The 25,288-nt window shown below is 60.3% G+C and carries 20 protein-coding genes and 1 other RNA gene; 4 read left to right on the top strand and 17 right to left on the bottom strand.

Annotation, left to right across the window (positions count from 1 at the left end):
• The first annotated feature begins 429 nt into the window (after nucleotides 1–429).
• Entirely contained in the window at nucleotides 430–1,146 is a 717-nt protein-coding gene (locus DW821_RS08855) for a methyltransferase domain-containing protein (protein ID WP_233505631.1), read from the top strand.
• Between the two features lie 158 nt (nucleotides 1,147–1,304).
• Complete coding sequence (locus tag DW821_RS08850) at nucleotides 1,305–1,604, top strand: YhbY family RNA-binding protein (RefSeq protein ID WP_117628893.1); 300 nt, start codon at nucleotides 1,305–1,307, stop codon at nucleotides 1,602–1,604.
• 69 nt (nucleotides 1,605–1,673) lie between these two features.
• On the opposite strand, the gene DW821_RS08845 is transcribed toward DW821_RS08850, so the two are convergent.
• The 8 genes from DW821_RS08845 to ssrA form a co-directional block, all read right to left on the bottom strand.
• Nucleotides 1,674–4,673 (bottom strand): BTAD domain-containing putative transcriptional regulator, encoded by a 3,000-nt coding sequence (locus tag DW821_RS08845; protein ID WP_118066549.1) that lies wholly within the window; start codon nucleotides 4,671–4,673, stop codon nucleotides 1,674–1,676.
• A 448-nt stretch (nucleotides 4,674–5,121) separates the two neighbouring features.
• Nucleotides 5,122–5,850: a glucosamine-6-phosphate deaminase gene (gene nagB / locus DW821_RS08840; protein WP_055251013.1), complete on the bottom strand. Its 729-nt coding sequence runs from the start codon at nucleotides 5,848–5,850 to the stop codon at nucleotides 5,122–5,124.
• 272 nt (nucleotides 5,851–6,122) lie between these two features.
• Nucleotides 6,123–6,590: a PTS glucose transporter subunit IIA gene (locus tag DW821_RS08835; RefSeq protein ID WP_346972429.1), complete on the bottom strand. Its 468-nt coding sequence runs from the start codon at nucleotides 6,588–6,590 to the stop codon at nucleotides 6,123–6,125.
• A gap of 101 nt (nucleotides 6,591–6,691) precedes the next feature.
• A complete protein-coding gene (gene glmM, locus DW821_RS08830) occupies nucleotides 6,692–8,029 on the bottom strand; it encodes a phosphoglucosamine mutase (RefSeq protein ID WP_055251011.1) in 1,338 nt (445 codons plus the stop codon).
• 123 nt (nucleotides 8,030–8,152) lie between these two features.
• Complete coding sequence (rpsI, locus tag DW821_RS08825) at nucleotides 8,153–8,548, bottom strand: 30S ribosomal protein S9 (protein ID WP_022094634.1); 396 nt, start codon at nucleotides 8,546–8,548, stop codon at nucleotides 8,153–8,155.
• Nucleotides 8,549–8,550: 2 nt separating this feature from the next.
• Nucleotides 8,551–8,994, bottom strand: a complete 444-nt coding sequence (gene rplM, locus DW821_RS08820; protein ID WP_022094635.1) for a 50S ribosomal protein L13 — start codon at nucleotides 8,992–8,994, stop codon at nucleotides 8,551–8,553.
• A 194-nt stretch (nucleotides 8,995–9,188) separates the two neighbouring features.
• Nucleotides 9,189–10,067, bottom strand: coding sequence for a patatin family protein (locus DW821_RS08815; RefSeq protein WP_118066547.1), 879 nt, complete (start codon nucleotides 10,065–10,067; stop codon nucleotides 9,189–9,191).
• A gap of 584 nt (nucleotides 10,068–10,651) precedes the next feature.
• Nucleotides 10,652–11,015: a transfer-messenger RNA gene (ssrA, locus tag DW821_RS08810) on the bottom strand.
• A 240-nt stretch (nucleotides 11,016–11,255) separates the two neighbouring features.
• On the opposite strand from ssrA, the gene DW821_RS08805 reads away from it, so the two are divergent.
• Nucleotides 11,256–11,690 (top strand): hypothetical protein, encoded by a 435-nt coding sequence (locus DW821_RS08805; protein WP_118066545.1) that lies wholly within the window; start codon nucleotides 11,256–11,258, stop codon nucleotides 11,688–11,690.
• 58 nt (nucleotides 11,691–11,748) lie between these two features.
• Here the strand turns inward: DW821_RS08805 and DW821_RS08800 are convergent, their stop codons facing one another.
• The 5 genes from DW821_RS08800 to DW821_RS08780 form a co-directional block, all read right to left on the bottom strand.
• Entirely contained in the window at nucleotides 11,749–12,237 is a 489-nt protein-coding gene (locus tag DW821_RS08800) for a PIN domain-containing protein (RefSeq protein WP_158567562.1), read from the bottom strand.
• 74 nt (nucleotides 12,238–12,311) lie between these two features.
• The gene (locus DW821_RS08795) at nucleotides 12,312–14,327 is read right to left on the bottom strand and encodes a heavy metal translocating P-type ATPase (RefSeq protein ID WP_233553044.1); all 2,016 of its coding nucleotides are present in this window, start codon (nucleotides 14,325–14,327) and stop codon (nucleotides 12,312–12,314) included.
• 78 nt (nucleotides 14,328–14,405) lie between these two features.
• On the bottom strand, nucleotides 14,406–14,651 hold the full coding sequence (locus DW821_RS08790) for a DUF6110 family protein (protein ID WP_055250999.1): 246 nt from the start codon (nucleotides 14,649–14,651) through the stop codon (nucleotides 14,406–14,408).
• Between the two features lie 195 nt (nucleotides 14,652–14,846).
• Nucleotides 14,847–16,604: an ABC transporter ATP-binding protein gene (locus tag DW821_RS08785; RefSeq protein WP_118066539.1), complete on the bottom strand. Its 1,758-nt coding sequence runs from the start codon at nucleotides 16,602–16,604 to the stop codon at nucleotides 14,847–14,849.
• Complete coding sequence (locus tag DW821_RS08780) at nucleotides 16,605–18,431, bottom strand: ABC transporter ATP-binding protein (RefSeq protein ID WP_199584326.1); 1,827 nt, start codon at nucleotides 18,429–18,431, stop codon at nucleotides 16,605–16,607.
• Nucleotides 18,432–18,545: 114 nt separating this feature from the next.
• Here DW821_RS08780 and DW821_RS08775 point away from each other — a divergent pair, with 114 nt between their 5' ends.
• Nucleotides 18,546–19,550 (top strand): AraC family transcriptional regulator, encoded by a 1,005-nt coding sequence (locus DW821_RS08775; RefSeq protein ID WP_118066537.1) that lies wholly within the window; start codon nucleotides 18,546–18,548, stop codon nucleotides 19,548–19,550.
• 353 nt (nucleotides 19,551–19,903) lie between these two features.
• On the opposite strand, the gene gatB is transcribed toward DW821_RS08775, so the two are convergent.
• The 4 genes from gatB to DW821_RS08755 form a co-directional block, all read right to left on the bottom strand.
• Nucleotides 19,904–21,580, bottom strand: coding sequence for an Asp-tRNA(Asn)/Glu-tRNA(Gln) amidotransferase subunit GatB (gene gatB, locus DW821_RS08770; RefSeq protein WP_089573180.1), 1,677 nt, complete (start codon nucleotides 21,578–21,580; stop codon nucleotides 19,904–19,906).
• Nucleotides 21,580–23,094, bottom strand: coding sequence for an Asp-tRNA(Asn)/Glu-tRNA(Gln) amidotransferase subunit GatA (gene gatA / locus DW821_RS08765; protein WP_118066535.1), 1,515 nt, complete (start codon nucleotides 23,092–23,094; stop codon nucleotides 21,580–21,582). The genes gatB and gatA overlap by 1 nt, the downstream gene beginning before the upstream one ends.
• The gene (gene gatC, locus DW821_RS08760; RefSeq protein WP_055250987.1) at nucleotides 23,094–23,405 is read right to left on the bottom strand and encodes an Asp-tRNA(Asn)/Glu-tRNA(Gln) amidotransferase subunit GatC; all 312 of its coding nucleotides are present in this window, start codon (nucleotides 23,403–23,405) and stop codon (nucleotides 23,094–23,096) included. Before gatC ends, gatA begins: the two co-directional genes overlap by 1 nt.
• 324 nt (nucleotides 23,406–23,729) lie before the next feature.
• On the bottom strand, nucleotides 23,730–24,647 hold the full coding sequence (locus DW821_RS08755) for a class C sortase (RefSeq protein WP_158563825.1): 918 nt from the start codon (nucleotides 24,645–24,647) through the stop codon (nucleotides 23,730–23,732).
• Between the last annotated feature and the right edge of the window lie 641 nt (nucleotides 24,648–25,288).

Raw genomic sequence — 25,288 nt, 5'->3', positions numbered from 1 at the left:
CTGACTCGCACGGAGAGCACATTAAGTGCTCTCCGGCTCGTGCGGAACTCGCGATCGACCTTATATATTTGTCCTCCCCGGGGCTCCTCGCACAACGGGACCTCAGTTGGGTTCTATCCCGGTTGCAGTTGCTTCGCTCCTGCACCACTTGGCTGGTGCGGCGTTTTGGCGTTGGAACGGTTCTTTTTCTGATATATGCTTGTTGCGGCTCTTCTTTTGGGAGGGGCCGCTTTTTTTGTTGTGTGAGGAGGTTGGCCCGTGGTTGATGGGGAGATTCGTTCTGAGCTGCTTGCTGCGGATTGGAATGGCGAATGGATGCGTCTGCAGGCCGCTCGGCATCGGGCTGATGATTCTTTTGAATGGGATAAGCGAGCTCGACATTTTCGACCTCTTGAGACTGCCCCTTATGCTCGGGATTTTATAAAGCTGTTGGCACTTGAGCCCGGCGAGTCGGTGCTCGATATGGGGTGTGGAGCTGGGTCGATTGCTATTCCGCTTGCGCAAGACGGGCATCCCGTGATTGCAGCTGATTTTTCCCCTGCCATGTTGGGCACGCTTGATGCTGGTATTGAGTACTATGGGCTCGAGGATCGCATTACGCCGCTTGAGCTTGCTTGGGATGATGATTGGGATTTGGTTGGACCGGTCGCGAAAACGGTGGATGTTGCCTTTGCCAGTCGGTCGGTTACGACGACCAATCTAAAAGGTGCGCTTGCCAAGCTTGACCGTGCGGCTCGTCGGCGTTGTACTGTCACGATGGTCGCTAACTCCAGCCCGCGCTATGATCTGCACTTGATGAACGCTATCGGCGCCTCGGTTACCTGCAGCAATGGCTTTGTGTACGCCTTCAACATCCTCATTCAGATGGGTGCGTTGCCGCAGGTTACATACTTTGAATCGCCTCGTCGCGATACCTTCGATAGCCTTGAGGCAGGCGTGGCGGATTTTTCCCGTATGCTCGAGCATGGCAACGAGGATAAGATCGACCGCCTGCGCGACTATATCGCTCAGCACATGATCGAAAACCCCCATGCCGGCGAGCCGGGCTCCAAGGGCGTGCCGCAGGGGCGCTATATGCTCGACCATATCCGTAAGGTTCGCTGGGCGTTTATTGCATGGGAACCGGTCTCTGAATCCCGCTCGTAGCCCGTTCACAGCCCGCACTGCCCATCACCTCGGCATCCGCATTCTTTTTGAACTGGGCAAACGCGCTCCACACCGCGCCGTTCCTGCGCTATCGTGGGACAGCTCACGTAGATTAAGGCCCCGTCGCGGGGCGCCCCATACATAGAAAGCGAGAACCCATGGCACTGACAGGAGCCCAGGTCAAGCAGCTTCGCAGCATGGCCCATCACCTCAACCCCGCCATCATCATCGGTAAGTCCGATGTCAACGAGGGCACCGTCGAGCAGACGGTCGCCTACCTGGAGAAGCACGAGCTCGTTAAGTGCTCCGTGCTCGATGGCTCCAGCCTTTCTGCCCGTGAGGCCGCCGAGGAGCTCGCCGAGCGCTGCCACGCCGACGTCATTCAGGTTATCGGCCGCAAGTTCTCGCTGTATCGCGAGTCCTCGCGCAAGGACATCGAGAAGATCAAGCTCGTCTAAGAGCCAATGATCCGGCGAGCCGACACATAGCAAGCTTACGGGTGCCCAAGTACTTCGGGCGCCCGTTTTTTATCGCTCGACCAGCACGCGGTTGAGCCGACCCTCCACCAAGCGCTCATATAGATGCCGCGTCTCGGGCTCGGGTACGCCATTGACCTGCTCCCTCAGATGGTGCATATGCCCACTGTATAGCTCGACGATATCGCGCCTCCGCCCCGCCGCACTGTAGACACGCATGGCGCAGCGCACCATATCCTCACGCGCCGTTTCCTGTCGAAGACCCGACTCCGCCAGCCAAATCGCCGACTGCAGATCGTTTTCTTCTAGAGCGGCATTTGCTCCCTTAATCATGCAATCGATGTACTTTGACTGCATAATGCGTCGCATACGCAAAAAGTAGGTGGGATTACAGCCATTGGGAACATACAGCGGTCCGGCATAAAGCTGCTCAATCTTAAGGCACAGCTCAACTAAATGGGGCCCGCGCGCACCCGTGCGATTTCCCAAAACCTCGCGGCTTATCTGGTCAAACAGCCGTACATCGGTCTTGACGTAGTCGCCGTTGAGTCCGATGCATTCATTTTGGATGAGCACACACGACTTGCCATCCGGCGTCGGTCCCAAAGCCGACCGCAAGCGCGATATCGTCGAGTACAGGTTGTTGCGGGCGCTATTGAACTCGGCATGGGGCCACAACTCCATGGCCAGCGTCTCGCGGTCGACGAGCGCATCCATGCCCAGCGCAAGCCGCTCGGCAAGTGTCGCCGCCTTCTTGCGGCGCCACATTTTGTCCGTGATGGGAAACCCGTCGCGCTCGGCGCGGAACGCACCAAACATGCGAATCTCGATATGGTCGATGGTATCAACGGCTTCAACCTCGCCGGCCTGGAACAGGCGCTCGCCCTCCCCTTCCAGATCATCGCGCAGCGAGTACCGCGACAGCTCGCGCACGGGAAGCTTCTTGCGAATCCTGGTCGCCGGCTCGCCCAGACAATGCATGGCAAGGCGCGCAAAGAGCCGATACGATGGCTCCAGAATCCCCGCACGATTCATGGACATCCAGGCCGCAAGATCGCTGTCTCGGCCCGCACAGGCCAAATGCAGCGCCACCATCCAGGCCTCCGCTCCACCAACCTGCGTCTGGCTTATATCGAGTAGCTCCGCTTCCTCGCGCACCGAAACCATCGAGGTGTTACGCAGATACGCCGCGCGCTCCAACAGCAATGCGTTATCGCGCATGTACGCAATCGACTCCTCGGCAAGTTTGAGCACTTGGACCGCACGGAACTTTGCATTAACCGGCCGTCCCTCTGCCAGCGACTGCCAGCCTTCTAGCAACAGGCCAAACAGCTGAATCTGGTTGTCGCGCATGCGCACGGCAAAACGATCGAGCTCGTTGAATGCCGCGTCGTCGGTTACCGGCAAGCCGGAAAGGAGCCGCCGTGCCGCCAACACCATGCGCACCCAGATAGCCATCGCCTTGAGCCCACGTACGTCGAGCGCCTCCCGCACCACCGTCATCTCGTCGTCGCGCTCGTCGGTTCCCGCAAACGACCCGTCAAAAAGCTCCACCAGCATGCTGTCGGCCCGTATAACAATCCCCGCGATGTCGAGCTCGCAGTCGTAGGCCTTGCTCGTTTTGAGCTGCTGTAGAACGCCGCCGTCATCTCCCCGCTCGGTCAGGCAGCGCTTGACCTCGATATGCGCGGACAACATATCGAGTGCGGTATGGGATGTCTCGATTTCTGGCACGGTCAGGTTCGTAGGAAGCCCAAGCCCGTTGTCCCCATAGCAAACAGCCGTCAGTGTCTGGGCCACCCTCCATGAAACAGGGTCTATTTCGCAGGCCGCCCGTTCGCCCCCGCGCTCGATGGCCGATGCCATATAGCGAGCGAGCTTTGTATTGGACACGCTGACCGCTGCCAGATATACGCCAAGCGCCTCGGCAGGCGTTGGCTCTGGAGCCGGATCCTCGGCATCGATCGTGCCCAGCGCTGCTCGGCAGATATCGGCCCCGTGCCCCGTCAGAGCCAGATCGACCCCATACTGCCCAGCAAGTTCAAGGACCGCATCACGGTCCAAAAAAGCGTCCGCCAGGCCCATCGCCGCATCGCATCGGCCCGCCTTAAGCAAAATCCGGGCCGCCCTCGGAACAAGTTCGGGGCGAACCTCGGCCACCAACTTACGCAAGCGCAAGCGTCCGTTATCCTCCGTGCCCAGACACGTAAAACTCCGCTCGGCGGGGTCCAAGCCAAAGATCGGGTAGTCGCGTACGAAGTAGGACTGGTCGACCATCGATAGCCTCACCCCGCAAGCCTCGAGTTCTGCGATATTGCCCTCGCCCATCAAAATCATGAGACATGCCACGCAAAACAGTGCATTATTGTCGAGCGAAGCCAGGTCGACAAGTGCCGCGCCATATACGTTGACAATCTCGTTTTCGAGCAGACCGGCTACGTCGCCTTGGCCATACAGACCCGTCTGCAATGCCGAAACGAGCTCGGGCACGCCCTGCGTGAGCTGATAAAAGTCGAGCGATGTGCTGATCGAAAACGCCGATGCCCACGCCGAATACTCATAGGCATGCACCTTGAGCATCTGCGCATTGATCTTAACCGAATCGCCCAGCCCCTGAATCAGTTGACGATTTGAAGGACGGCAGGAGATAAAGACCCCCACCCCCATAGCGCGCAGGCCGCGAATCCTGTCGATGAGGTCTTCGGTATCGTGCTGATCGAGGTTTGGCACATTATCAATCGCGATAAGGGAGTGCGGTTTGTCTTTGAGTTCTTCGGTAACCACCTCGAGCTGCATAAACACCTCGCGCCCAGTGGCGCGATCGGCCTCGATAATCCGCACGGGGCCTCGCGTCGGGTCGCATTTAACCTCATGGGTGTACTGCAGCAGCACCGAGGTCTTCCCAAACCCGTCGGGCGCATAAAGAACCACGATGCCGGCCTTTCGGCCCTTGGCGAGAAGCTCATTCATCAAGCGTTCGCGTCGCACCATATAGCCACCGCCCAGCGGCATCAGCTCGAGGTCGTCCATACTGCCCAAATCGTTTACCATGCCCGCTCCTCAACTCGACCGTATGGACACTGTAACCGCAAGACCATACAAGCCGCGCTATGAATAGAGCGACCTTGTGTTCTAGGTTGTCTTTTGGTACGCAAGCGGCAAGTTTTTGTACAGCGAGGGCCGATTGTTATTAATCCCCCGACTAATCGGTCTTTAAGCAGGTAAATGAGCTTGTCAGCTTGTCCCATCTAAGCGGCAGTGTAACGCAAATGAACAAGGTTCAGCTATGTCATTCAACTCGCCTAGCACCCGCTACCGTCTACGACCTTTTAGTGGCATTTTTGCATAGAATCTGGTATGGAATGAATCAAGCTGTTGGGCATCCGGCATTCGTCAAGCTTGCGGCAAGATTTTGGTCAAGCGGGCGGAGAGGGATAACAAAAAGGCCCCCGCAAAGCGGAGGCCTTAGGCAAGGCTATGTCGAGATGCAGGATTCGCGCTACTCGCAGAGCGAAAGGGCGGCCTCGTCGGCAACGACAACGCAGTTGGTGTGCAGCTGCAGGATCGAAGCCGGGCACGCGGGCGTAACCGGACCATAGCACATGTCATGCACGGCCTGAGCCTTGGCCTCGCCGTTGGCGACGACTAGGATCATGCGGGCATACATGATGGTCTGGGTACCCATGGTGTAGGCCTGACGGGGAACATCGTCGATGCTGTCGAACAGGCGGCTGTTGGCCTGAATGGTGCTCTCGGTGAGGTCGACGCAGTGCGTGCCCTTGGAGAAGTGGTCATCGGGCTCGTTGAAACCGATGTGGCCGTTGTTGCCAATGCCGAGCAGCTGCAGATCCGGGTAACCGGCGGCGGCGACGATCTTGTCGTACTCAGAGCAGGCAGCGGCGGCGTCGGGGTTGGAACCGTCGGGCACATGCGTGTTGTTCAGGTCGATGTTGATGTGATCGAAGAAGTTCTCACGCATGAAGTAGTGATAGCTCTGGGGATCGTCGTGCGAAAGGCCGCGATACTCGTCCAGGTTGTAGGTGCTGACCTCGGCAAAGTCGACGTCGCCCTTCTCGTACCAAGCAGCGAGCTGCTTGTAGGCACCGATCGGGGTGGAGCCGGTGGCAAGACCCAGCACGCAATCGGGCTTGAGGATAACCTGCGCCGAGATAATATTGGCGGCCTTGCGGCTCATATCCTCGTAGTCTTTAGCTTTAATGATCTTCATTACGCGTCCTTTCTCGTACAAGAGAGGCAAGGCTCCCCTTACAAGCACTTGCCCGCGGCCCGCGTCGGCCGCAACCAACGTGTGCGGCCACCAGGGCGAGGTCGCGTAATGTATGTGTCTCGTGTCTAGCCGCGTCGAGGCCCCTGCCCGTCCACGGTGACCCAAAGCCGTTTAGCTTCGGACAAATCCCATCTTGCCACGGAGGGCGCCCTCTTTCAAGGGCGCCCTCCATAAACGTGTTTGAATTGTAGGCTAATGGCCACGTGCACTTGCTAGCGCTCCCGAGCAACGATGAGCTGGTCCATCTCTTCGACATGCACGCCAACGGAGCCCTTGATACTCGAGAACTCAACGGAGTTGCACACCAAGATGGGAACCGTCACATCGTAGCCCTCGGCAGCAATTGCCTCGCGATCGAACTCGATGAGCACGTCGCCCTTATGGACGACATCGCCCACCTGTGCATGCACGCTAAAATGCTTGCCCTCAAGCTGAACAGTGTCCAAACCAACGTGGATGAGCACGTCCAAACCATCGACCGTGTTAAGCGCAACAGCGTGACCCGTGGGAAAAATGGCCTCGACCTTGGCATCAGCCGGTGCAATCACACGCGTGCCGGTAGGCTGAATCGCCACGCCCTGGCCCAAAAGGCCGGTGGCAAATGTCTGGTCGTTTACCTCGGAAAGCGGAATGACGTCGCCCGAGATGGGAGCATCCAGCGTAAGGACTCGACCACGCATACCAAAAGACCTTAGGACTTTAGTGAACATGCTCCCCCTCGGACATACCAATCGACCAAAATAGCCTTAACAGTTTACCACTTGGCACTCGTTTTTGACCATTAGGGAAGTTCGCGCTTGACAACCTCGACGATGTCGTCGACAACGCGCTGGGTCAGCTCGTGCGTCTCGGCCTCGGCCATCACGCGGACCAGCGGCTCGGTACCGCTCGGACGCACCAGAATGCGACCACGGCCGTCAAGTTCCTTCTCGGCAGCAGCGACGGCATCCCAGATGGGCTGGCAATCATCCAGACCAGCCTTGTTGTCGGAATGCACGTTGACGAGTACCTGCGGGTACTTCTTCATGATGCCGGCAAGATCGGTGAGGGTACGACCGGTGCGCTTGAGCACGGCCAGCAGCTGCAGAGCCGTCACCAGACCGTCACCGGTGGTGTTGTGCTCCAGGAAGATGATGTGGCCGGACTGCTCGCCGCCGATGACGGCGCCATCCGCGAGCATACGCTCCAGAACGTAGCGATCGCCCACGGCGGTCTGAACCATCTCGAAGCCCTGCTCCTTCATAGCGATGGAGAAGCCCAGGTTGCACATGACGGTCGAGACGATCTCGGAGTTGGCGAGCTTGCCGCGGGCGGCGAGGTCAGAACCGCAGATAGCCAGGATGTAGTCACCGTCGATCTCATTGCCCTCGCTGTCCACGAACAGTACGCGGTCGGCGTCGCCGTCGTGGGCCAGGCCGATATCGGCGTGGGTGCGCAGCACGAGCTCGCGCAGGGGCTCAAGGTGAGTGGAGCCGCACTCAACGTTAATGTCAGTGCCACAGTAATCGGTGTTGATGGCATGGACCGTGGCACCCAGGCGCTGCAGCGCGGCGGGCGTGGTCTGGCAAGAAGCACCATGGCCGCAGTCGACGGCAACGACCAGGCCATCGAGCCTCAGGCCATCAAGCGTATCGATGGCGTGGTCGACGTATGCCTTGCGGGCGTCTTTCATCTTGATGATGTGGCCCACGCCGGCACCGGTCGGCAGCGTGTCGGCAGCCATGGCTTCCTCGGACATGACCCAGGCGCTGATCTCTTCCTCGACCGCATCGGGAAGCTTCATGCCCTTGCGGCTAAAGAACTTGATGCCGTTGAACTCCGGCGGATTATGCGAAGCAGAGATGACGATGCCGCCGTCGAGCTCGTTCTGGACGGTGAGCAGCGCCACGGCAGGCGTGGGGATGACGCCGCAGCAGTGCGGACGACCGCCCTCGGCCATGATGCCGGCAGTCAGAGCGCTCTCGAGCATGGTACCCGAAAGACGCGTGTCGCGGCCGACGCAGATATCCGGACCAAGGAACTTGGTCGCCGCGCGGCCCAGGCGAAACGCGAGGTCGCACGAGAGGTCGGCATTGGCGACGCCACGGACGCCGTCGGTACCGAAGATGTTCTGGGGCATAGGATCGCTCCTTCCCTAGCAGGCGATATGCAACCGCCCACCCTAGTCGAAAAAGAAAAGCGGGACCCGCCGAGGAATCGGCAGGCCCCGCTTGTACATTGTATCTCGTAAGGAGATAAAACCTTAGCGCTTGGAGAACTGGGGAGCGCGGCGGGCCTTCTTGAGGCCGTACTTCTTGCGCTCGACCACGCGAGCATCGCGCGTAAGGAAACCGGCCTTCTTGAGGTCAGCACGGTAGTCGCCAGCGTTCAGAAGAGCGCGGGCGATGCCCAGGCGCAGAGCGCCGGACTGACCGGAGATGCCGCCGCCATCGCACAGAGCGATGACATCGAACTGACCGGCGGTGTCGGTCACCTTGAAGGGAGCAAGGGCGTTCTCAACGAGCTGATGACGGCCGAAATACTGCTCGGCGTCACGCTTGTTGATGGTCACCTTGCCGGTGCCGGGGACGAGACGGACGCGGGCGACGGCGTTCTTACGACGGCCGGTACCCTGGTAGACAACGGTGTTCTCAGCCATCTTTAAGCCTCCAGCTCAATCTTCGTGGGGTTCTGGGCAGCGTGCGGATGCTCGGCACCAGCGTAGACCTTAAGCTTGGTCATCTGGGCACGGCCGAGGGTGGTCTTGGGCAGCATACCGCGAACGGCGCGCTCGATGACCTTCTCCGGGTGCTTCTCCATAGCCTGGCGGAAGCTCTCAGCCTTGAGGCCGCCGTTGTAGCCGCTGTGGCGATAATAGGTCTTCGTGTCGGCCTTGTTACCGGTAAGCTGGACCTTATCGGCGTTGATGACGACAACGAAGTCGCCGCAGTCGCTGTTGGGCGTGAACTGGGGCTTGTTCTTACCGCGCAGGATCATTGCGATCTGGGTGGCAAGACGGCCCAGGACAGCACCATCGGCGTCGACGAGAACCCAGTTGCGCTGGACCTCGCCCTGCTTGGCGTAGTGAGTCGATTTCGAAATCACTTAGACTCCTCCATGTACAGTACGTGTTGTTACAGAGATTCACGGGGCTCTGCAAGTAACCCGTCCATATTACCCCGCTCGCCGTACGAGTCAACAGGTATTTTGGCTCCGACCAGAGTTTCTGCACATGTCATCCACGAGCCGTGATTTTTCCAACTCTTTAGCTGTTGTCATTTTTTGAGGGTTCGCCGTCGCTAGCGCTCAACGAACTCTTGGATTTCCGCGAGCAGGCGCTTTGCCTCCTGACGGCCCTGGATATACAGGTCCAAAAGCTTTGCCGGATCGTGCTCGACATGGCCGACCTCGACCGGCTTTTGCGGAGCGACGACCAACGCACGGCCCTCGCGCTCATACTTCCATAGGTGCATGCGCTGTATGTTGTAACGGTCGTGGCGCGTCTCGATAGCCTCGAGCAGGTAGGGGTAGTCGGCATAGCGGGCGCGCGCGGCAGGCATAAACTCGTAGGGCTTTTTCTCGTACGAGCGGTCCTGCGTGACAATGACAACCGCGCGCTCGAAGCCGGCCTCCTCCAGCACATGCTCGATAGGAACCGAATCGGCTACGCCGCCGTCGACGTATTTGTGCCCGTCAATCTCGACCGGCGGCGTGACCAGCGGCAGCGACGTCGAGGCGCGCACGGCGTCGAGGTCGAGCACGGCGCTTTTGACCGGCAGGTAGGCAGCGGTTCCAAAGAGCATGTCCGTCGCGACGGCGTACATCTCGATGGGGCTCGCGTCGAACGTCTCGTTATCAAAAGGATCCAGGCGGTCCTGGACGTCGTTGAAGATAAAGTCGTAACCCACGATGGAACCCGTGGACGCAAACGACGCGGCGCCCATGTAGCGGCTGTCGTTGCAGAAGGTCAGGTTGATGCGATTGACGCGACCGATCTGGTGTGACTTGTAGTTGACGCCGTTGAGCGCACCGGCCGATACGCCGTACACCGCCGGAATTTCGACACCGGCCTCCATGAGGACGTCGAGCACGCCGGCGGTAAACTGCCCACGAAAACTGCCACCCTCCAAGACGAGCGCGACCTTGCCGACGTTCTTTGCCTTATCTTCTGCAGTCATATTGACCTCCTGCGATTGCGTTTTGGCTTTCTTCTACCCAGTTTTGGAATGGAGGGCGCGCAGGTTTTTCGAGGCGGCAGGTGAAGCGGAAAGTGCGTCCCAGTTTGAGGCGGGATTCCGGGATGAACTTTCCGTTTGGACCGCCGTTGGGAAAGCGTGTCCCGTTCTGAGCGCGGATTCCGGGATGAACTTTCCGCTAGCCATTCATTTGGAAATTGCATCCCATTCCGAATGAGGATTCCGGGATGCAGTTTCCGCTTGAAACGTCATCCGGAAACCGCATCCCAGTCTGAACCGGAATTCTGGGATGGATTTTCCGCCTGGGGCGACGTTGATGCGGGGCATGGCAGGCTGCAGTCCGATCGGCATCGCATCTGCATAGGGTTGAAGCTTTGCGCGGAGAATCCGCGTATTTGCTTCGCAAATCCGCACCGGCTTCGGCCGCCTGCTGGCGTCCTCGCCCGCTCGCTACAAACGCTTCGCGTTTGCTTAACGCTCGCGCCCTGCACAGAGTTCGATTCTCCGCGGTATCTGCAAGTAATAAAAAGGCAGGTAGAGACACTTCTCTACCTGCCTGTAACTATTGGTGGAGGCGCGGAGAATCGAACTCCGGTCCACGAAAGCCCCCTGATTGGCATCTCCAAGCTCAGTCGCTGGTTTAGTCTCGGACGCTTTGCGCGCAGCGACACGCTCGCGGCGTCCCAACCGGTTCGATCTTAGCCCGCGCCATACCGATTACATGCGCAGGAGCATTCCCCTAACATGACGTCGCGCCGGTGTCGGGGAAATCACCGGGTTGACGCGCCGCTATTAACTAAGCAGCGAGAGCCATAGGCTCAAAAGAAGAGTTGTTGTCAATTCAATTTGACGGTACCCCTGTTTAACGAGGCGAGGAGACCTCGGCTTGCTTCCTCTCTCAGAGCTATCGTGTCGAAACCAGTCGCCCCCGAATGTCGGGAAAGTCTGGATGGTATCAGGCCTGCAAACACCCGATAACCGTCGACTTTTCAAGGAACACGCGGGGGTGAGCCCCGCTCGTGGAGTGTTATCTTACCACGTTCTGAAAGCGGACAGCTGTTCTATGCACGAGCTGTGAAGACCCTAATGTGCACCACACTTCGCACTTTTGCCACCGAACGCGTCACGTATATTTTCGCCAAGCAAAATTGACCCGTCGAAAGGACCGTTATGGATACCAAGCAGCAACTCGTCAATGCCCTCGCAGGCCTGGGCTCAACCATTACCGAAGCTATGGATGTCATCGAAGGCTTTGTCCCCTGCGGACATCCCGCCCTCACGGTTTCGAACGCCCTTGTTGCGCTGGACGCTGACGATGATGCAGCTCTCGCCCAGCAGCTTGAGACCGTCGAAGGCTTTATCGACCACGTGAGTGAGAACCGCGGCGTGGCCGCCTACCACGGCATCGAGGTCGAGCTCGCGGGTCCCAAAGTCGATCTGCTCGCAGCAATCCGCGAGGTAGGTGCCCTCATGCAGACCGCAGGCGTCAAGAACACCCAGGTCAACGAGTGGGTCTACCGCAGCCTGGCAGCACTCGACAGCTCCGAAGAAAAGGCAGCCGAGCAGCTCGCAGAAAGTCCCGCCATTAAGGCCGAGCTTTTGTAAATAGCAGACGTGGGTCCCTTGGCGCAACGTCGTCCAAGAGGCCCGCAAACAGTTCGCGTCAACCGATAGCCGCGCCGCCGCGTTCGGCCAAAGCCAGAATCGGCATCATTTGGCGCGGGGTCTTTGCTGCAAGATCGGCATGTTCGAGCAGCTTGCGATCGTTGGTCACCAAGTAATCGACCTGCGCGCGCTTGCACGCGGCGAACACCAAGTTGTCCTCGTAATCGCGATGGAGCGCTAAGTATTTGTCGGCCAGCCAAAGGTCCGACGCATCTGCACCCACGGCCGTGGCGTTTTCGGTCATGTTCCGAACAAACGCCAACGCCGCATCGCCAATTGCACGGGCAGATGCCTCGTCGAGCGCTTCCCCACTGGCAAGAACGCTACGCTTCAGCTCGTGTTGGACAACGTACAGCACATCCTTGGCGATATGCACCGGAAAGAACAGCAACGCCCCCGTCTCCGTCGCCCGCTCAATAAACGCACGCGCGGCAAGCGACTCGGCATGGTCGACGCAAAACGAATCGACCCATACGTTGGCATCCAAACGCAAAAGGCCTGCGCTCGGACGACACCGATGCCGTCTGGGCGCAGGCCAGATAACGTGGGCGAACACGTCTGCTAACGCAGGTAAGCCTTCGCGTTGCTCAGGCTGTAGGCAATCGTCGAGCCGTTGTGCAGCAGTGACGACGTCTGCGGGGTAATCGCGCCGGTAATACCCAATGCCAACAGCGCCGAGTTGGTGAGCATCACCTTAGAGTAGGAGCTCGTCAGACGATCAATGAGGCCCTGGCTCATGCGGCGCAAACGCACGATCGCGGCCAGATCCGTGTCGGTCAGGATGATATCGGCGACCTCCTTGGCGATGTCGCTTCCGCCACCCATTGCCAGCCCCACGTCGGCCAAACCGAGTGCCGGCGAATCGTTGACGCCGTCGCCCACCATGGCAACGTGGCGCCCCTCACCCTTAATGCGCTCCACATAGGCGTACTTGTCCTCGGGCAGCAGCTCGGCCTTAAACTCGTCGACACCCGCCTCGCGCGCAATGCGCTCGGCCGTGCGCTCCGAATCGCCCGTGAGCATAACGACATGCTTGACGCCCAGCGCATGTAGGTCGGCGATGGCCTCACGGACGCCGGGCTTGAGCGGATCCTCGATGCCGAGCACGCCGACGACCTTGCCGTCGACCGCCAGATACAGCGGCGACAGGCCTTGCATCTGGAGCTCGATTTGCTCCTTGATGTCGGACTCGAGCTGCGCACCCTCGTCCTCAAATACAAAGTGCGCCGAACCGATAATGGCGCGACGCCCCTCGATGGACGAAGCGATGCCGTGCGCCACGATGTACTCGACCGCGGCATGGCGTTCGCGGTGCTCGAGCCCGCGCTCGAGGGCGGCGTTGACCACGGCACGCGCCACCGGATGCGGAAAATGCTCCTCCAAGCAAGCGGAAAGGCGCAGGACCTCGTCCTTGCTCCAGCCATCTGTCGTCAGCACGCAAGCCAGGCGCGGCTGCGCCTCGGTAAGCGTGCCGGTCTTATCAAACACGATGGTGTCAGCCTTGGCAAACGACTCAAAGTACTTCGCGCCCTTGACCATGACGCCCATCTTGGCGGCATCGCTCATGGCGGTCATGACGGCGACGGAACCCGTGAGCTTGAGTGCGCACGAGTAGTCGACCATCAGCGCCGCCGAGGTCTTGATAAGGCTGCGCGTGGTGAGCGCAACCAGGCCCGCGAGCAGGAAGTTCCACGGGACGATCTTGTTGGCGAGGTCCTCCATATGCGACTGGCCCTCGGATTTGAGCGAGTCGGCCGTCTGCACGAGCGAGACGATCGAGCGCAGTTTGGTCTGCGCCGTGTTGGCGCGCACGCGCACCAAGATGCTGCCGTCTTCCACGACGGTACCGGCGAACACGTCGTCGCCCACGCTGCGCTCAACGGCCAGCGGCTCGCCGGTCAGGGTCGCCTGGTTGACCATAGCGCTCCCCCGCTCGACGACACCGTCGATGCAAATGGACATGCCAGTGCGCACGGCGACCAGATCGCCGGGCTCGAGCTCGGTCGCAGCAACGCTTACCTCGGTGTCGCCGACAACCTTTTGCGCCTTGTCGGGTACATCGAGCAGCGAGTTGATGAGCTCGTTTTCGCTCATGGCGCGGGTGTAGTCCTCGAGCAGCTCGCCCACGTTGAGCAGGAACATTGTCTGGCCCGCGGTGTCGACATCACGCTTGACGAACGAAATGCCGATGGCCGAAGCGTCGAGCACGGGAACGGTCAGGCGCGGCTGCGCGAGCTCACGGAGGGCGGCACGCAAAAAGGCCATGTAACCGGCCACGACAAACACCGCACGCAGGGGCATGGGCAAAAACCATCGGCGTGCATAGTGAGCGCCGACAAGTGTGGCAAGGTCCATAACGAGTTTGTGCTTGCGCGGCTCAAGCTGCATCACATAGCCCGACTTGGCATCGGCGATAGCTTGAGCATCGAGTGCGCCCAAGGCGTCGAGCACGCTCGCGCGACGTGGCTCGTCGTATTCGAGCGCCATCTGGCCAATACGGCCATATACGCGCACCTTGTGCACGCCGTCGATATCGCCGCTGAGCTTAAGAAGTGCATCGAGATCGCTCTCTGGCACAGGACCCGCCAATTGAAGACGGGTCCTGCCGGGGATCTCGCTAATAATCGAGAATCTCATAGTTTGTGCCTGGGAGCGTTACTCGGCTGCCTCGTCAGCAGCGGCCTCGCTCTGGGTGATGTAAGCAGCCTCGGCAACCATGTCGTCAACATTAGCCTTGGCCTGCTCGACCATGTCCTGGTAGCCGTTCTTGATGCGCATGCCGCACGCGATACCCTGCACGCAGGCATTCTTTACCGGAGCGCTGGTAAGCAGCTTGATGCCGGCCGTGCCAAGCAGAAAACCGCCACCGACAAGCAGGGTATTGAACGTCGACTTCTTCATGTTGCTTCTCCCTTTTGCCGCATTGGACGCGGCATGGTGCTTCAGCACCCGAGTAAACAAGTTTGCTCGAGCACGCTTTTGAAATATCTCAATTTTATCTAACTATCTAGGTCAGCCATGGCTAACCTTTTGAAAATTAACGATGCGGAGTAACCGATTGTCAATGTGAGAAAGGGACTGTCCCTTTGCCCCTTCTTACAACTGCCAGGTAGCTGCTTCCTTTTGCAGCGCCACCATGCGGGCGAATTCTCCACCTGCCGCCTTGAGCTGCGCCGGAGTGCCCTGCTCGGCAACCACACCATCCTTGAGTACAACGATTTTGTCGGCATTTTCCACCGTACGCATACGGTGGGCAATAACGATAACCGTCTTACCTGCGAGCAGGCGGGAGAGCGCCTGCTGAACCACGGTCTCGTTCTCCACATCCAAGCTCGCCGTCGCCTCGTCCAACAGCACGATAGGCGCGTCTTTGAGCAACGCACGGGCGATAGAGATGCGCTGGCGCTCACCGCCGGACAGCTTGGAGCCGTTCTCGCCGATCATGGTGTCATAGCCCTGCGGCATGCGGCTCACAAACTCGTCGCAGTTGGCGGCACGCGCGGCAGCAAGCACTTCCTCATCGGTGGCATCACGACGCCCGAGGCGGATGTTTCCCATCACCGTGTCGTCAAAGAGCAGCACGTCTTGGAACACAATGGCGTAATCACGCAGCAGTACCTCGGGATCGACGCTTGCAACATCCACACCGCCCACGGTAACCTTGCCCGCGGTGGCATCCCAAAAGCGCGCGGCAAGGCGGCTCACCGTGGACTTACCGGAACCCGAAGGACCGACCAGCGCCGTAACTTCGCCTTCCTTGGCGGTAAAGCTCACATCGGTAAGAACTTTCTCGCCGGCGCGGCCGTCCTCGCCCGCACCATAGCCAAATGCCACGTGATCGAACACCACATCGTGGCCCACGGGCTCAAATTTCTCGCTACCCCGCGCCACAGGCTCTTCCATGATGGAACGCATGCGCTTGGCAGACGACTCGGCGGCAAACAGCTCGGACATTAACATTAACGCCTGGTCAAAGGGTGCATAGATACGGCTCACCATAAGCAGGAAGGCAAACATCACCAAAAAGTCGACCTGGCCGGAGGCGACCATCGCAGCGCCCGTGACCAACGTGGTGGCAATCCCCAGGCGCAGGATGGCAAAGGCGGAGTTGACCAAAAGCCCGTTGGCGAGCTCGCCTTTGGTGGTCTCGCGCTCCTCGGCATCGATCACGGCGTTGAGTCCCTCAAGATAATGGGCCTCCTGGTTGGTGGCGCGGATCTCGCGCACGCAGTCGAGCGTCTCCTGGATCGCCTCGGTGACCTTGACCTTCTCGGCGCGCACGCGGTCGAACACCGGGGTCATGGGCCCGCGTGTCAGATACAGCACGGCAAAGGCCACGGGCACGCTCCAAAACGCCGCGATCGCCAGCTGCCAGCAAAAGAACAGCGACGCCACGAACACGATGGCACTTGCGATGATGGCACCCCAAAGCTCTCCCAGCACATGACTGTAGGCATGCTCCATAGTCTGAACGTCGCCCATGATGGTTTCGGTTAGATCGGCCAGATCACGACGGCCGAAAAACGACAACGGCAGTTTGCGCAAGCGCTCGGCAATCCCCATGCGCTGCTTGCCGCATTCCTCGTAAAAGATGCAGTAGGTGTAGTAATACTGCTGCCAGTTAGAGGCAAAGAGCATCACGAAAAAGACCAGGAGACCGCCCACGATAGGCAGTGCACTCGGCAGATCGGCCCCACTGGCGAGATGCTCGACAAAGCCGGCCATGACCAGGAATAAAAAGCCCATGCCGGCCATGGTAATGAGATTGGTGAGCGTGGTCCAGAAAATGCCGCGTTTTACGCCGGCGACGCCTTTATCGGATAGGAAATACTTCTTTTGGAATGAGGCGAACATTTATGCCTCGCCTCCCTTCGTGACGGCGGCATCCGCGGTCGCTGCAGTGATTTTCCAGCTCGCGGCCTGTTCGTATTCGGCCCACATCTTGGCGTATAGACCCTTTTGGGACAGCAGCTCGGCATGGGTGCCGGCCTCCTGCACGCTGCCCTGGTTGAGCACCACGATTTGGTCTGCGCCCACTACAGTCGAGAGTCGGTGCGCGATCATAATGACCGTGCGACCCGCCGCCAGCTTGCTAAAGGCGCGCTGGATGAGCGCCTCGTTCTCGGGGTCGGCAAACGCTGTGGCCTCATCGAGCACCACGATAGGCGCGTCTTTAAGGATTGCGCGGGCGAGTGCCACGCGCTGGACCTCGCCGCCCGAAAGGTACGCCCCGCCGGCGCCGAGCATGGTGTCAATGCCCTGCGGGAGCTTGGCCACGATATCGTCGCACTGGGCCGCGGAGAGGGCCGCGCGCACTTCGTCGTCAGTGGCTCCAGGCTTGGAGGCGCGCACGTTGTCGGCAAGTGTTTGTCGGAACAGCTGGTTGGTCTGAAACACGAAGGCAACCTGGTCCATAAGCTCGTGCGGGTCCATGTCGCGAACGTCCACACCGCCTACGAGCACTCGACCCGAAGAAACATCCCAAAAACGCGGGATCAGGCTGGCGCAGGTTGACTTACCGCCGCCCGAGGGACCCACCAGGGCGAGGGTGCTACCCGCGGAAACGTTAAAGCTCACATGGCTAACGGCAGGTGCTTCGGCACCCTCGTACGTAAAGCTCACGTCCTCAAATCGCACGTCGCCGCCGGCAGGGTGCTTGGGTTGCGCGGGCACGGAGAGCCGCTTGGAATCCATGACGCTTCGAATTCGAGCCAGCGAATCGGCACTCATCTGAGAGGCCTCGCCCACAAACATGAGCTTGGTCATGGCCGTCGGTACCACGGCCGAAAATATCGCGTAAAACGTGAAGTTGGCCATAAAATGCGCGAAGTCCTTCTCGCCCGGCGCCAACAGCAACGCCACGGGCAACAGGAATGTCACAAGACCATTGAGCGCGGTAAGGTTGAGTACCTGCGGACCTCGGCAAAACGTGCCCGCATAGCTTTGTGCCATGTCGGCGTATTCGGCGATCGCGTCGTGGAACGCCTTAAAGGAATAGACCGTCTGCTGAAACACCTTGACCACGGGAATGCCGCGTACGTATTCGGTACCGGTCTTGTTCATCTTGACCAGCGCGCCCATGTAGGCCTTCATAAACTCGCCGCCCTTGCCGCCCATCATGGCGGCCATGGCGCCAAGCGAAACGACGACCGAGATAAGGCATGCCGCGCCCAAGCGCCAATCGAGGGCGAAAAGCAGCACGAGCAGACCTGCGACCATGGCGGTGGCGCCGGCGATATCGGGCAGCATGTGCGCGAGCAGTGTCTCGGTTGAGGCGGCGCATCCGTCTACGATACGGCGCAGCTCACCGGTGGCGTGCGTGTCAAAGTAGCCGAGCGGCAGCTTAAGCAGATGCTCGCTCGTAGCCTTGCGGATATTGGACGCGCAACGAAACGCGGATAGGTGTGTGCACATGAGCCCCACGAAATAAATCACGATGCTCACCAGGGCAAAACCGACGGCCCACCAACCATACATCGCGATATCGCAGGCTTCGCTCCAGTTAGGTGCCACGGCGATCAGATCGCGCGCGACAAGCCAAATGCACACGTACGGGCCAAAGCTCAGCAGCTGCGAGAGCGCCGAGAGGGCCATGCCCAAATATGTTAGGAATTTACGGTCGCCGGCATATGCAAGCAGCTCGCCGATACCGCCGCCTTCCTTTTTTGATCCCTTTGCCATGAGATTCCTTTCTAACGGCTTGAGAGTTAACCGTAATGAACTTATCATTGATGTGTTAGCCATGGCTCACAATCGAGCCAGGCGTGGACGTTTCTGCAAAGGAAAGGGACGCTTTTGCAAATACGGCGGGCAGCGACCGACATAACCGAGCTCTACGCACCGCAGTTTGAGCAGTTTGGCCTGGAGCTTACCGGCAAGGGCGCCGTCTTTACCGGCGAGGTGGCAAACGATCGGGCGCACGGACGCGCATGGATCATGCCTCTCTCCCCCGCCTGCATCGTTATGGAGCATTTCATTACCCCGATGCACGATATGTACCTGGCCGAATACACACCCGAACCGTACGCCTGCGTGAGCGAGGTCAGCGCGCCCACACTTATATGCATGCCCGAGGCTGGCATAACGCCTGCGAACCTTAAACCCTTGCATGGACCGTGGCCGAACAGCGCGGTGTGCAGCTTTATCCAAGATAGCTGCGGCGAGGAACTAAGTCCGCTGTTTGCAGGGCAGCTTTATCACTCGCGCTCGGTGCTCTTTTTGCCCGGGTATTTTGACGAGCTGGAGCATCGGTATCCCACTGAGTTCGCGGGAGTCTTTGAGGCGTTTGCCGAGTCGTGGCACGAGGAGGCGACGTCTGCCATCTGCCACACGCTGCGCCGGATTAACGAGGACCGCGCCCGCACCGTAGGCGGGCATGTCTATATGCAGGGCATCGTGGAGACCATGGTCGCGGAGCTCGCCTGTTCGCGCGCGGCCCACAAGCAGGCGCGGCAGGCGGCAGACACACGCGTCAGCATAACCATTGCCGAAGAAGCAACGGCAATGATTGAGCGCGCGCTCGACAAAGGCAGACGTGTGGGTATCAACGAGGTGGCCGAGAGGCTCTACACAAGCCGCTCCAAGCTATGCGCCACCTTTAAGGCCCAAACTGGCGAGTCCCTGGGCGCCTACATTCGCAGACGCCGTATGGAGCGAGCACAGGACCTTTTGGCCGATAGCTCGCTCACGATAGCGCAGGTCGCAGAGCGTCTAGGCTACCCTCAGCAGGCCGCCTTCGCCCAAGCCTTCAAGCAACACACCGGCACCACCCCCACCGCTTGGCGCTCCCAACATATATAAAGAATGAAGGCACCAACGGCGCCCTCATTCACCAAATTCCATTCAGCCTACCTGACCCGAACGGCCGAGTCGTTACGGAACCGAGGGGCCGGGCGCAGGGCCTTGCCTCTCAATGAGTTCCCTTCAAAACAATGGGCGTGCCGACGGCACGCCCATTCACTCTATTCCATTCAGCCCCGCCTGACCCGAACGGCCGAGTCGTCTGGCCGGGGAAGCCCCGAGTCGCCGGGGTGTTTGCTCCAAATGAGTTCCGCATGCAAAGAAGGCCACTAAACGTGGCCTTCGTCTTGCATAGGACTGTTTGAAATTTGGAGGAAATACCCCGGCGACTCGGGGCTTCCCCGGCCTCGCAGCTACGAGAGCGACGTTCTCAGCAACTCGTTGAAGAGCTTGGGGTTGCCCTTGCCGCGGCTCGCCTTCATGCACTGGCCCACCAAAAAGCCGATAACCTTCTGGTTGCCGTCACGATACTGCTGCGCCTGATCGGCACAGTTAGCCAGCACCTCGTCCACGATCGGCTGCAACGCACCGGCATCGCTCACCTGACGCATACCACGCTCGTCGACGATCTTGTTGGGATCGTCACCGGTCTGGGCCATGGCCTCAAAGACCTCGTGCGCCTGGTTGGAGCTGATGGCATCGGTCACCAGCAGCTTGGCCAGCGCTGCTACCTGAGCCGGCGCGATGCCGGACTCGGCGAGCGACACGCCTGCGCTCTTAAGGTAGGCGATCATCTCGTTGACCAGCAGGTTTGCGACCGTCTGGGCCTCCTTGCCAGCCATACCGGCAGCGGCAGCCTCAAAGAACTCGGCAAACTCGGGGTCGCCCGCGATCTGCTCGGCATCGGCCGCCTTAATACCGAAGTCGGTCTCAAAACGGGCGCGCTTGGCATCGGGCAGCTCGGGAATCTCGCCACGGCAGCGGTCGATGAACTCGTCGTCCAGATCGAACGGCGCCAGATCGGGATCGGGGAACAGACGATAGTCGTCGGCCGTTTCCTTCACACGCATGACCACGGTGCGCTTGCGGCTGGGCTCCCAGTGGCGGGTCTCCTGATAGATGATTCCGCCCTCCTCGAGCACCTCGGCCTGACGGCAGATCTCGTACGCAAGGCCGTCATGCAGGCTCTTAAACGAGTTGAGGTTCTTGAGCTCGGTCTTGGTGCCCAGCTTGGTCTCGCCGCGGCGACGCAGCGACACGTTGCCGTCGCAGCGCATGGAACCCTTCTCCATGGAGCAGTCCGAAATGCCCAGCGTCACAAAGATGCGACGGAGCTTTTCCATAAACAGGCGCGCTTCCTCGGGCGTACGCAGATCGGGCTCAGTCACGAGCTCAATCAAAGGCGTGCCGCAGCGGTTGTAGTCGACGAGCGACTCGGCAGCGGCGGTAATGCGGCCCTCGGCGCCGCCCACGTGGACCATCTTGGCGGCGTCCTCCTCCATGTGGATGCGCAGGATGCGGATGGGCACCGTGTAGGAACCGTCCTCGCGACGCTCGGGCATCTGCAGGTTGGACGCATCGTAGCTGGCCAGATGGCCGGCACGCTGGTTGCCCTCGCGCATGGTCGACGTCATGGACGTGGACAGGCCCTCGGCGTTGGCCGAGGCGCTCGCCAGGCTCTGGGCCTCGGCCTCACCAAACGCGCAGTCGGGGCGCTCGGCGGCACCGCGACCGGTCACGTCCAGGTCCAGGTGACCGTACATGGCAAAGGCGACCGGACCCTGCGTGGTCTGGAAGTTCTTGGCCATATCGGGATAGAAGTAGTGCTTGCGGTAGAACATCGAGTGGCGTTGAATCTCGCAGTTGGTGGCGAGACCAGCCTTGACGATGCTCTCGATGGCGCGCTTGTTGGGCACCGGCAGGGCACCGGGCAGGCCCAGGCACACCGGGCACACGTTGGCGTTGGGCTCGTCATCGTGGCTGAGCTTGCAGTTGCAGAACATCTTGGTATCGAGTGCGGTGAGCTCGGTGTGGATCTCCAGGCCGATCACGGCCTCCCAATCCTGCAGGACCTCGGAAAGCTCCTTCATTACAGCTCGCCTCCCTTCCCGGCAAAATCGGGCGCGACGGAAAGCGCGGGCGCACCCGTGGCGGCATCGGCAAAGCCGCGCTCCAGGGCGCGGGCAAACGTAAGCAGCTGACGGTCTTTAAAGGCAGGTCCCACCAGCTGGGCAGAAACGGGCAGCTGAGTATCCTCGCCCAGGCCCAGCGGCACCGAAATGCCACCGTTGCCGCAGATGTTGAGCGAAATGGTATACAGGTCGGAGAGGTACATCTGCGTGGGGTCGCTGATCTCGCCAAACTTAAAAGCCGTGCGCGGCGAGGCGGGCATGAGAATGGTGTCCACCTTGGCATACGCGGCGTCGTAGTCCTGCGTGATGAGCGTACGGGCCTTTTGCGCGGCGTAGTAGTACTTGTCGTACACGCCCGAGCTCAGCAGGTAGGCGCCGAGCATCTGACGGCGCTTGGCCTCGGCACCAAAGCCGTGGGCACGGCTGAGCGAGCTCTGGTCGGACAGGTTGGCGCAGCCCTCCTCCTGATAGCCGTATCGAATGCCGTCGAAACGTGCCAGGTTGGAGAACGCCTCGGCCGGGCCGATGACGTAGTAGGCGGCGATGGCGGCGTCCAGGTGCGGCAGGTCGACCTCGACCAGCTCGGCGCCCTGGTTCTGCAGCTCCTGGGCGGCGCGCTGAACAGCGGCCTTGACCTCGGGCGTCAGGCCCTCGGCCTCCATAAATGCGGGGATGATGCCCACGCGCTTGCCCTCGATGCTGTCGTTGAGATGCTCGGTAAAGTCGACGGCGCAATCCTGGCTGGTGCAGTCATACGGATCGTGGCCCGCGCCGGTAAGCGCGTTCATGGCCAGCGCGACATCCTCGACCGTGCGGCCAAAGGGTCCCACCTGGTCGAGCGACGAGCCAAAGGCAACCACGCCGTAACGGCTCACGGCACCATACGTGGGCTTAAAGCCCACCACGCCGCACAGCGACGCCGGCTGGCGAATGGAGCCGCCGGTGTCCGAGCCCAGCGAGAGCGCGACCTCGCCCGAGGCGACGGCGGCAGCGGAGCCGCCCGAGGAGCCGCCGGGCACGCGCTCGGTATCCCAAGGGTTGTTGGTGCGGTGGAACGCCGAGCCCTCGGTGGAGCTGCCAAAGGCAAACTCGTCCATGTTGGCCTTGCCCATGGGCAGGCAGCCGGCGTCGAGCATGTGCTGGACGCAGGTGGCGGTGTAGACGCTCTGGTAGTCCCCGAGCATGCGGGAAGCGCAGGTGGTGCGCGTGCCCACGAGGTTCATGTTGTCCTTGATGGCCAGCGGCACGCCCGCAAGCGGGGGCAGCGGCTTGCCTGCGGCACGGTCGGCATCCACGCGCGCGGCGGCCTCGAGCGCAAGCTCGGGCGCCACCTGCAGGAATGCCTGGACCCCGCCCTCGCGCGCCTCGATAGCGGCGAGGGAGGCCTGGGCCACCTCGGTAGCGGTAAAGTCGCCGGCGGCAACGCCCGCGGCGATCTGGGCGGCGGTAAGGGAATCGAAGCTCTGCGCCATTACTCGCTCTCCCCCTCTCCCAAAATGGACGGCACGCGAAAGTAGCGGTCGCGCGCGCTGCCGGCGTTTTCGAGCGCGACGTCGAGCGGCAGGTCGCGTTCGGGCTCGCGCAGGTCATCGCCCATCACGTTGGACAGGCTTCCGATAGGATGGAACGTGGGCTCCACGTCGGGCAAGTCATATTGCAGGACGGGCTCGAGCATCTGGACGGCGTCGTTCATGTAGGACGTCATCTGGGTGAGCTCGTCATCGGTCAGTGCGATCTTTGCGTACTCGGCGATGCCGCGCACGTCTTTCTCGCTGAGTGCCATAGGCGCTCCCTTCCGCATAACAGATAAACTGCTCTAGTATACAAGGCAACGCCGCTTGGAGCAGATGCTTTACCCAAATGCAGCGAAAACGTAACGAGGGCGGCGGTTGGCAGGCGGCGGGCTGACGGTTCTGCAGCGAAACCGCACCGCCCACAGCGAAAACCGTCCCGCCCACAATGAAAACCGCGCCGTCCATAATGAAAACCATCACAACATTCGACGCTTTTCGTCAAAATCGCGATTTTCATCGAATGTTGCGATGGTTTGGAAGCCCCGACCACCACAAAGGTGCCTGTCCCCTTTGTGGTGGTTCTGAAGAATGTCCTATGCCGAGGCCTTGGCCTTGCGGCGCTTACGGATCGTGTGGATCACGATGTCCAGCAGCAACAGCACAATGGCCACGACCACGATGAGCACGGCAAACTCGCGCTTGCCCCAGTGGCGACCGGCCAGCGACTTTTGCTTGTCGACGTCCTTCTTGTTGTACTTGGTGCGCACGCAATGCACCAGCAGGCGATGGTCGTTCACGCCGTAGGGCGTGCAGGTGACGAGCGTCACCTTGTCGGCGCCGGGCTCGATGGTCAGCGACTCCATCTCCTCGGGCAGCACCACCTCGGAGTCCACCATCTTATAGGCGAGCGTCTTGTTCATGGTGTGCAGCAGCACCAGGTCGCCGGGCTCCAGCGAGTGGATGTCGTCGAACATGCTCAGGTTGCGCATGCCCGAGTGCGCGGTGAGCACGCAATGCGTCGAGGTGCCGCCCACCGGCAGGCTCGTGCCCTCCAGGTGGCCGACGCCTGCCATAAGGACTTCTTCGCTCGTGCCGTGGTAGATGGGCATGCTCACGTCGATGGAGGGGATCTCGACCCAGCTCATCATGGGGTCGCGGTCAAAGATGAGCTGCTGGGCGTAGGGCTCGATCTGGTCGGCGGGAAGCTCGGTGGCCTCGCCCGCCAGCTGCTCGTTAAAGGAGCGCGCCTGGAGCAGGATGCGCTCGCGCTCCTCGGCAGACAGCGCGTCCACGGTGCTGGACACGGTGCTGATCTGGTTGAACACGCCCGAGGCCTCAAGCCGGTCCAAGATCCACGGCCAGGTCATAAGGCCCACGCCAATAAGGATGATGACGATGGTGATGAGCCGGTCGGCCCAGCGCGGCAGCCGCTTGCGACGGCGCTTGGGCTTTGGTTGAGGTTTGGGCTGAGGGTTTGAGCCGCCGTTGTCCGCGGCGTTATTGCTCTTCATATGTTTAGCGCCCTGCACCATCGCCGGTCACTCCTCTACAACTCAAGTTGTCTAAACAAATAATAGCCGATTAGCGAACTCATGCGCCAGACAACGCAGCTAAACAGCATTGCGCGGCGCGAGCATGGGTCTGCATTTGCGTTTTCAAAATATCCCGAATCGGCGGGGCGATTCGGGATACAATGTCAATAGAAAACGACGCACCCCGCGTAAATGTTTGGGAGCGCGGGCGGCCTAGTTTTCTGGTTTTGTTAAATGCCCGGGCCTCTAACCCCGGGCATTCTTATTTGCGCTTGTTGCGGCGCAAATGCCTTCTACCGTCCGCACCGCGCGTGCGCCTACGGACCTTAAACCGAACCTCATACGAGTCAAGAAACGCGATGACGAACGTGCCAACCGCCGCGAGGGCGGCGAGCGCGTTAAGGAATTTCAGCATTTGGGAACCTCCGATCGAGTCGTCGGCCGCCCGCGCACGGGATGCGTCGCAAGGGTATTTTACTGCGAGCACTCACACTTACAGCTGGTAAACGCAATATTTGCAAACATCTGTTCGCTAACCATACGCCCGATCCTGCGAGCAACGGCGCCCCGGCTGCGTTGTCCAATCAGAACCACCCTTAAAAAGGGTGGTTTGCTCTTAG

Origin of the sequence: Collinsella sp. AM33-4BH, from assembly GCF_003469205.1 — a bacterium.
In the GTDB taxonomy this organism is placed as follows: domain Bacteria; phylum Actinomycetota; class Coriobacteriia; order Coriobacteriales; family Coriobacteriaceae; genus Collinsella.
This window is presented reverse-complemented; position numbering and strand designations above follow the sequence as displayed.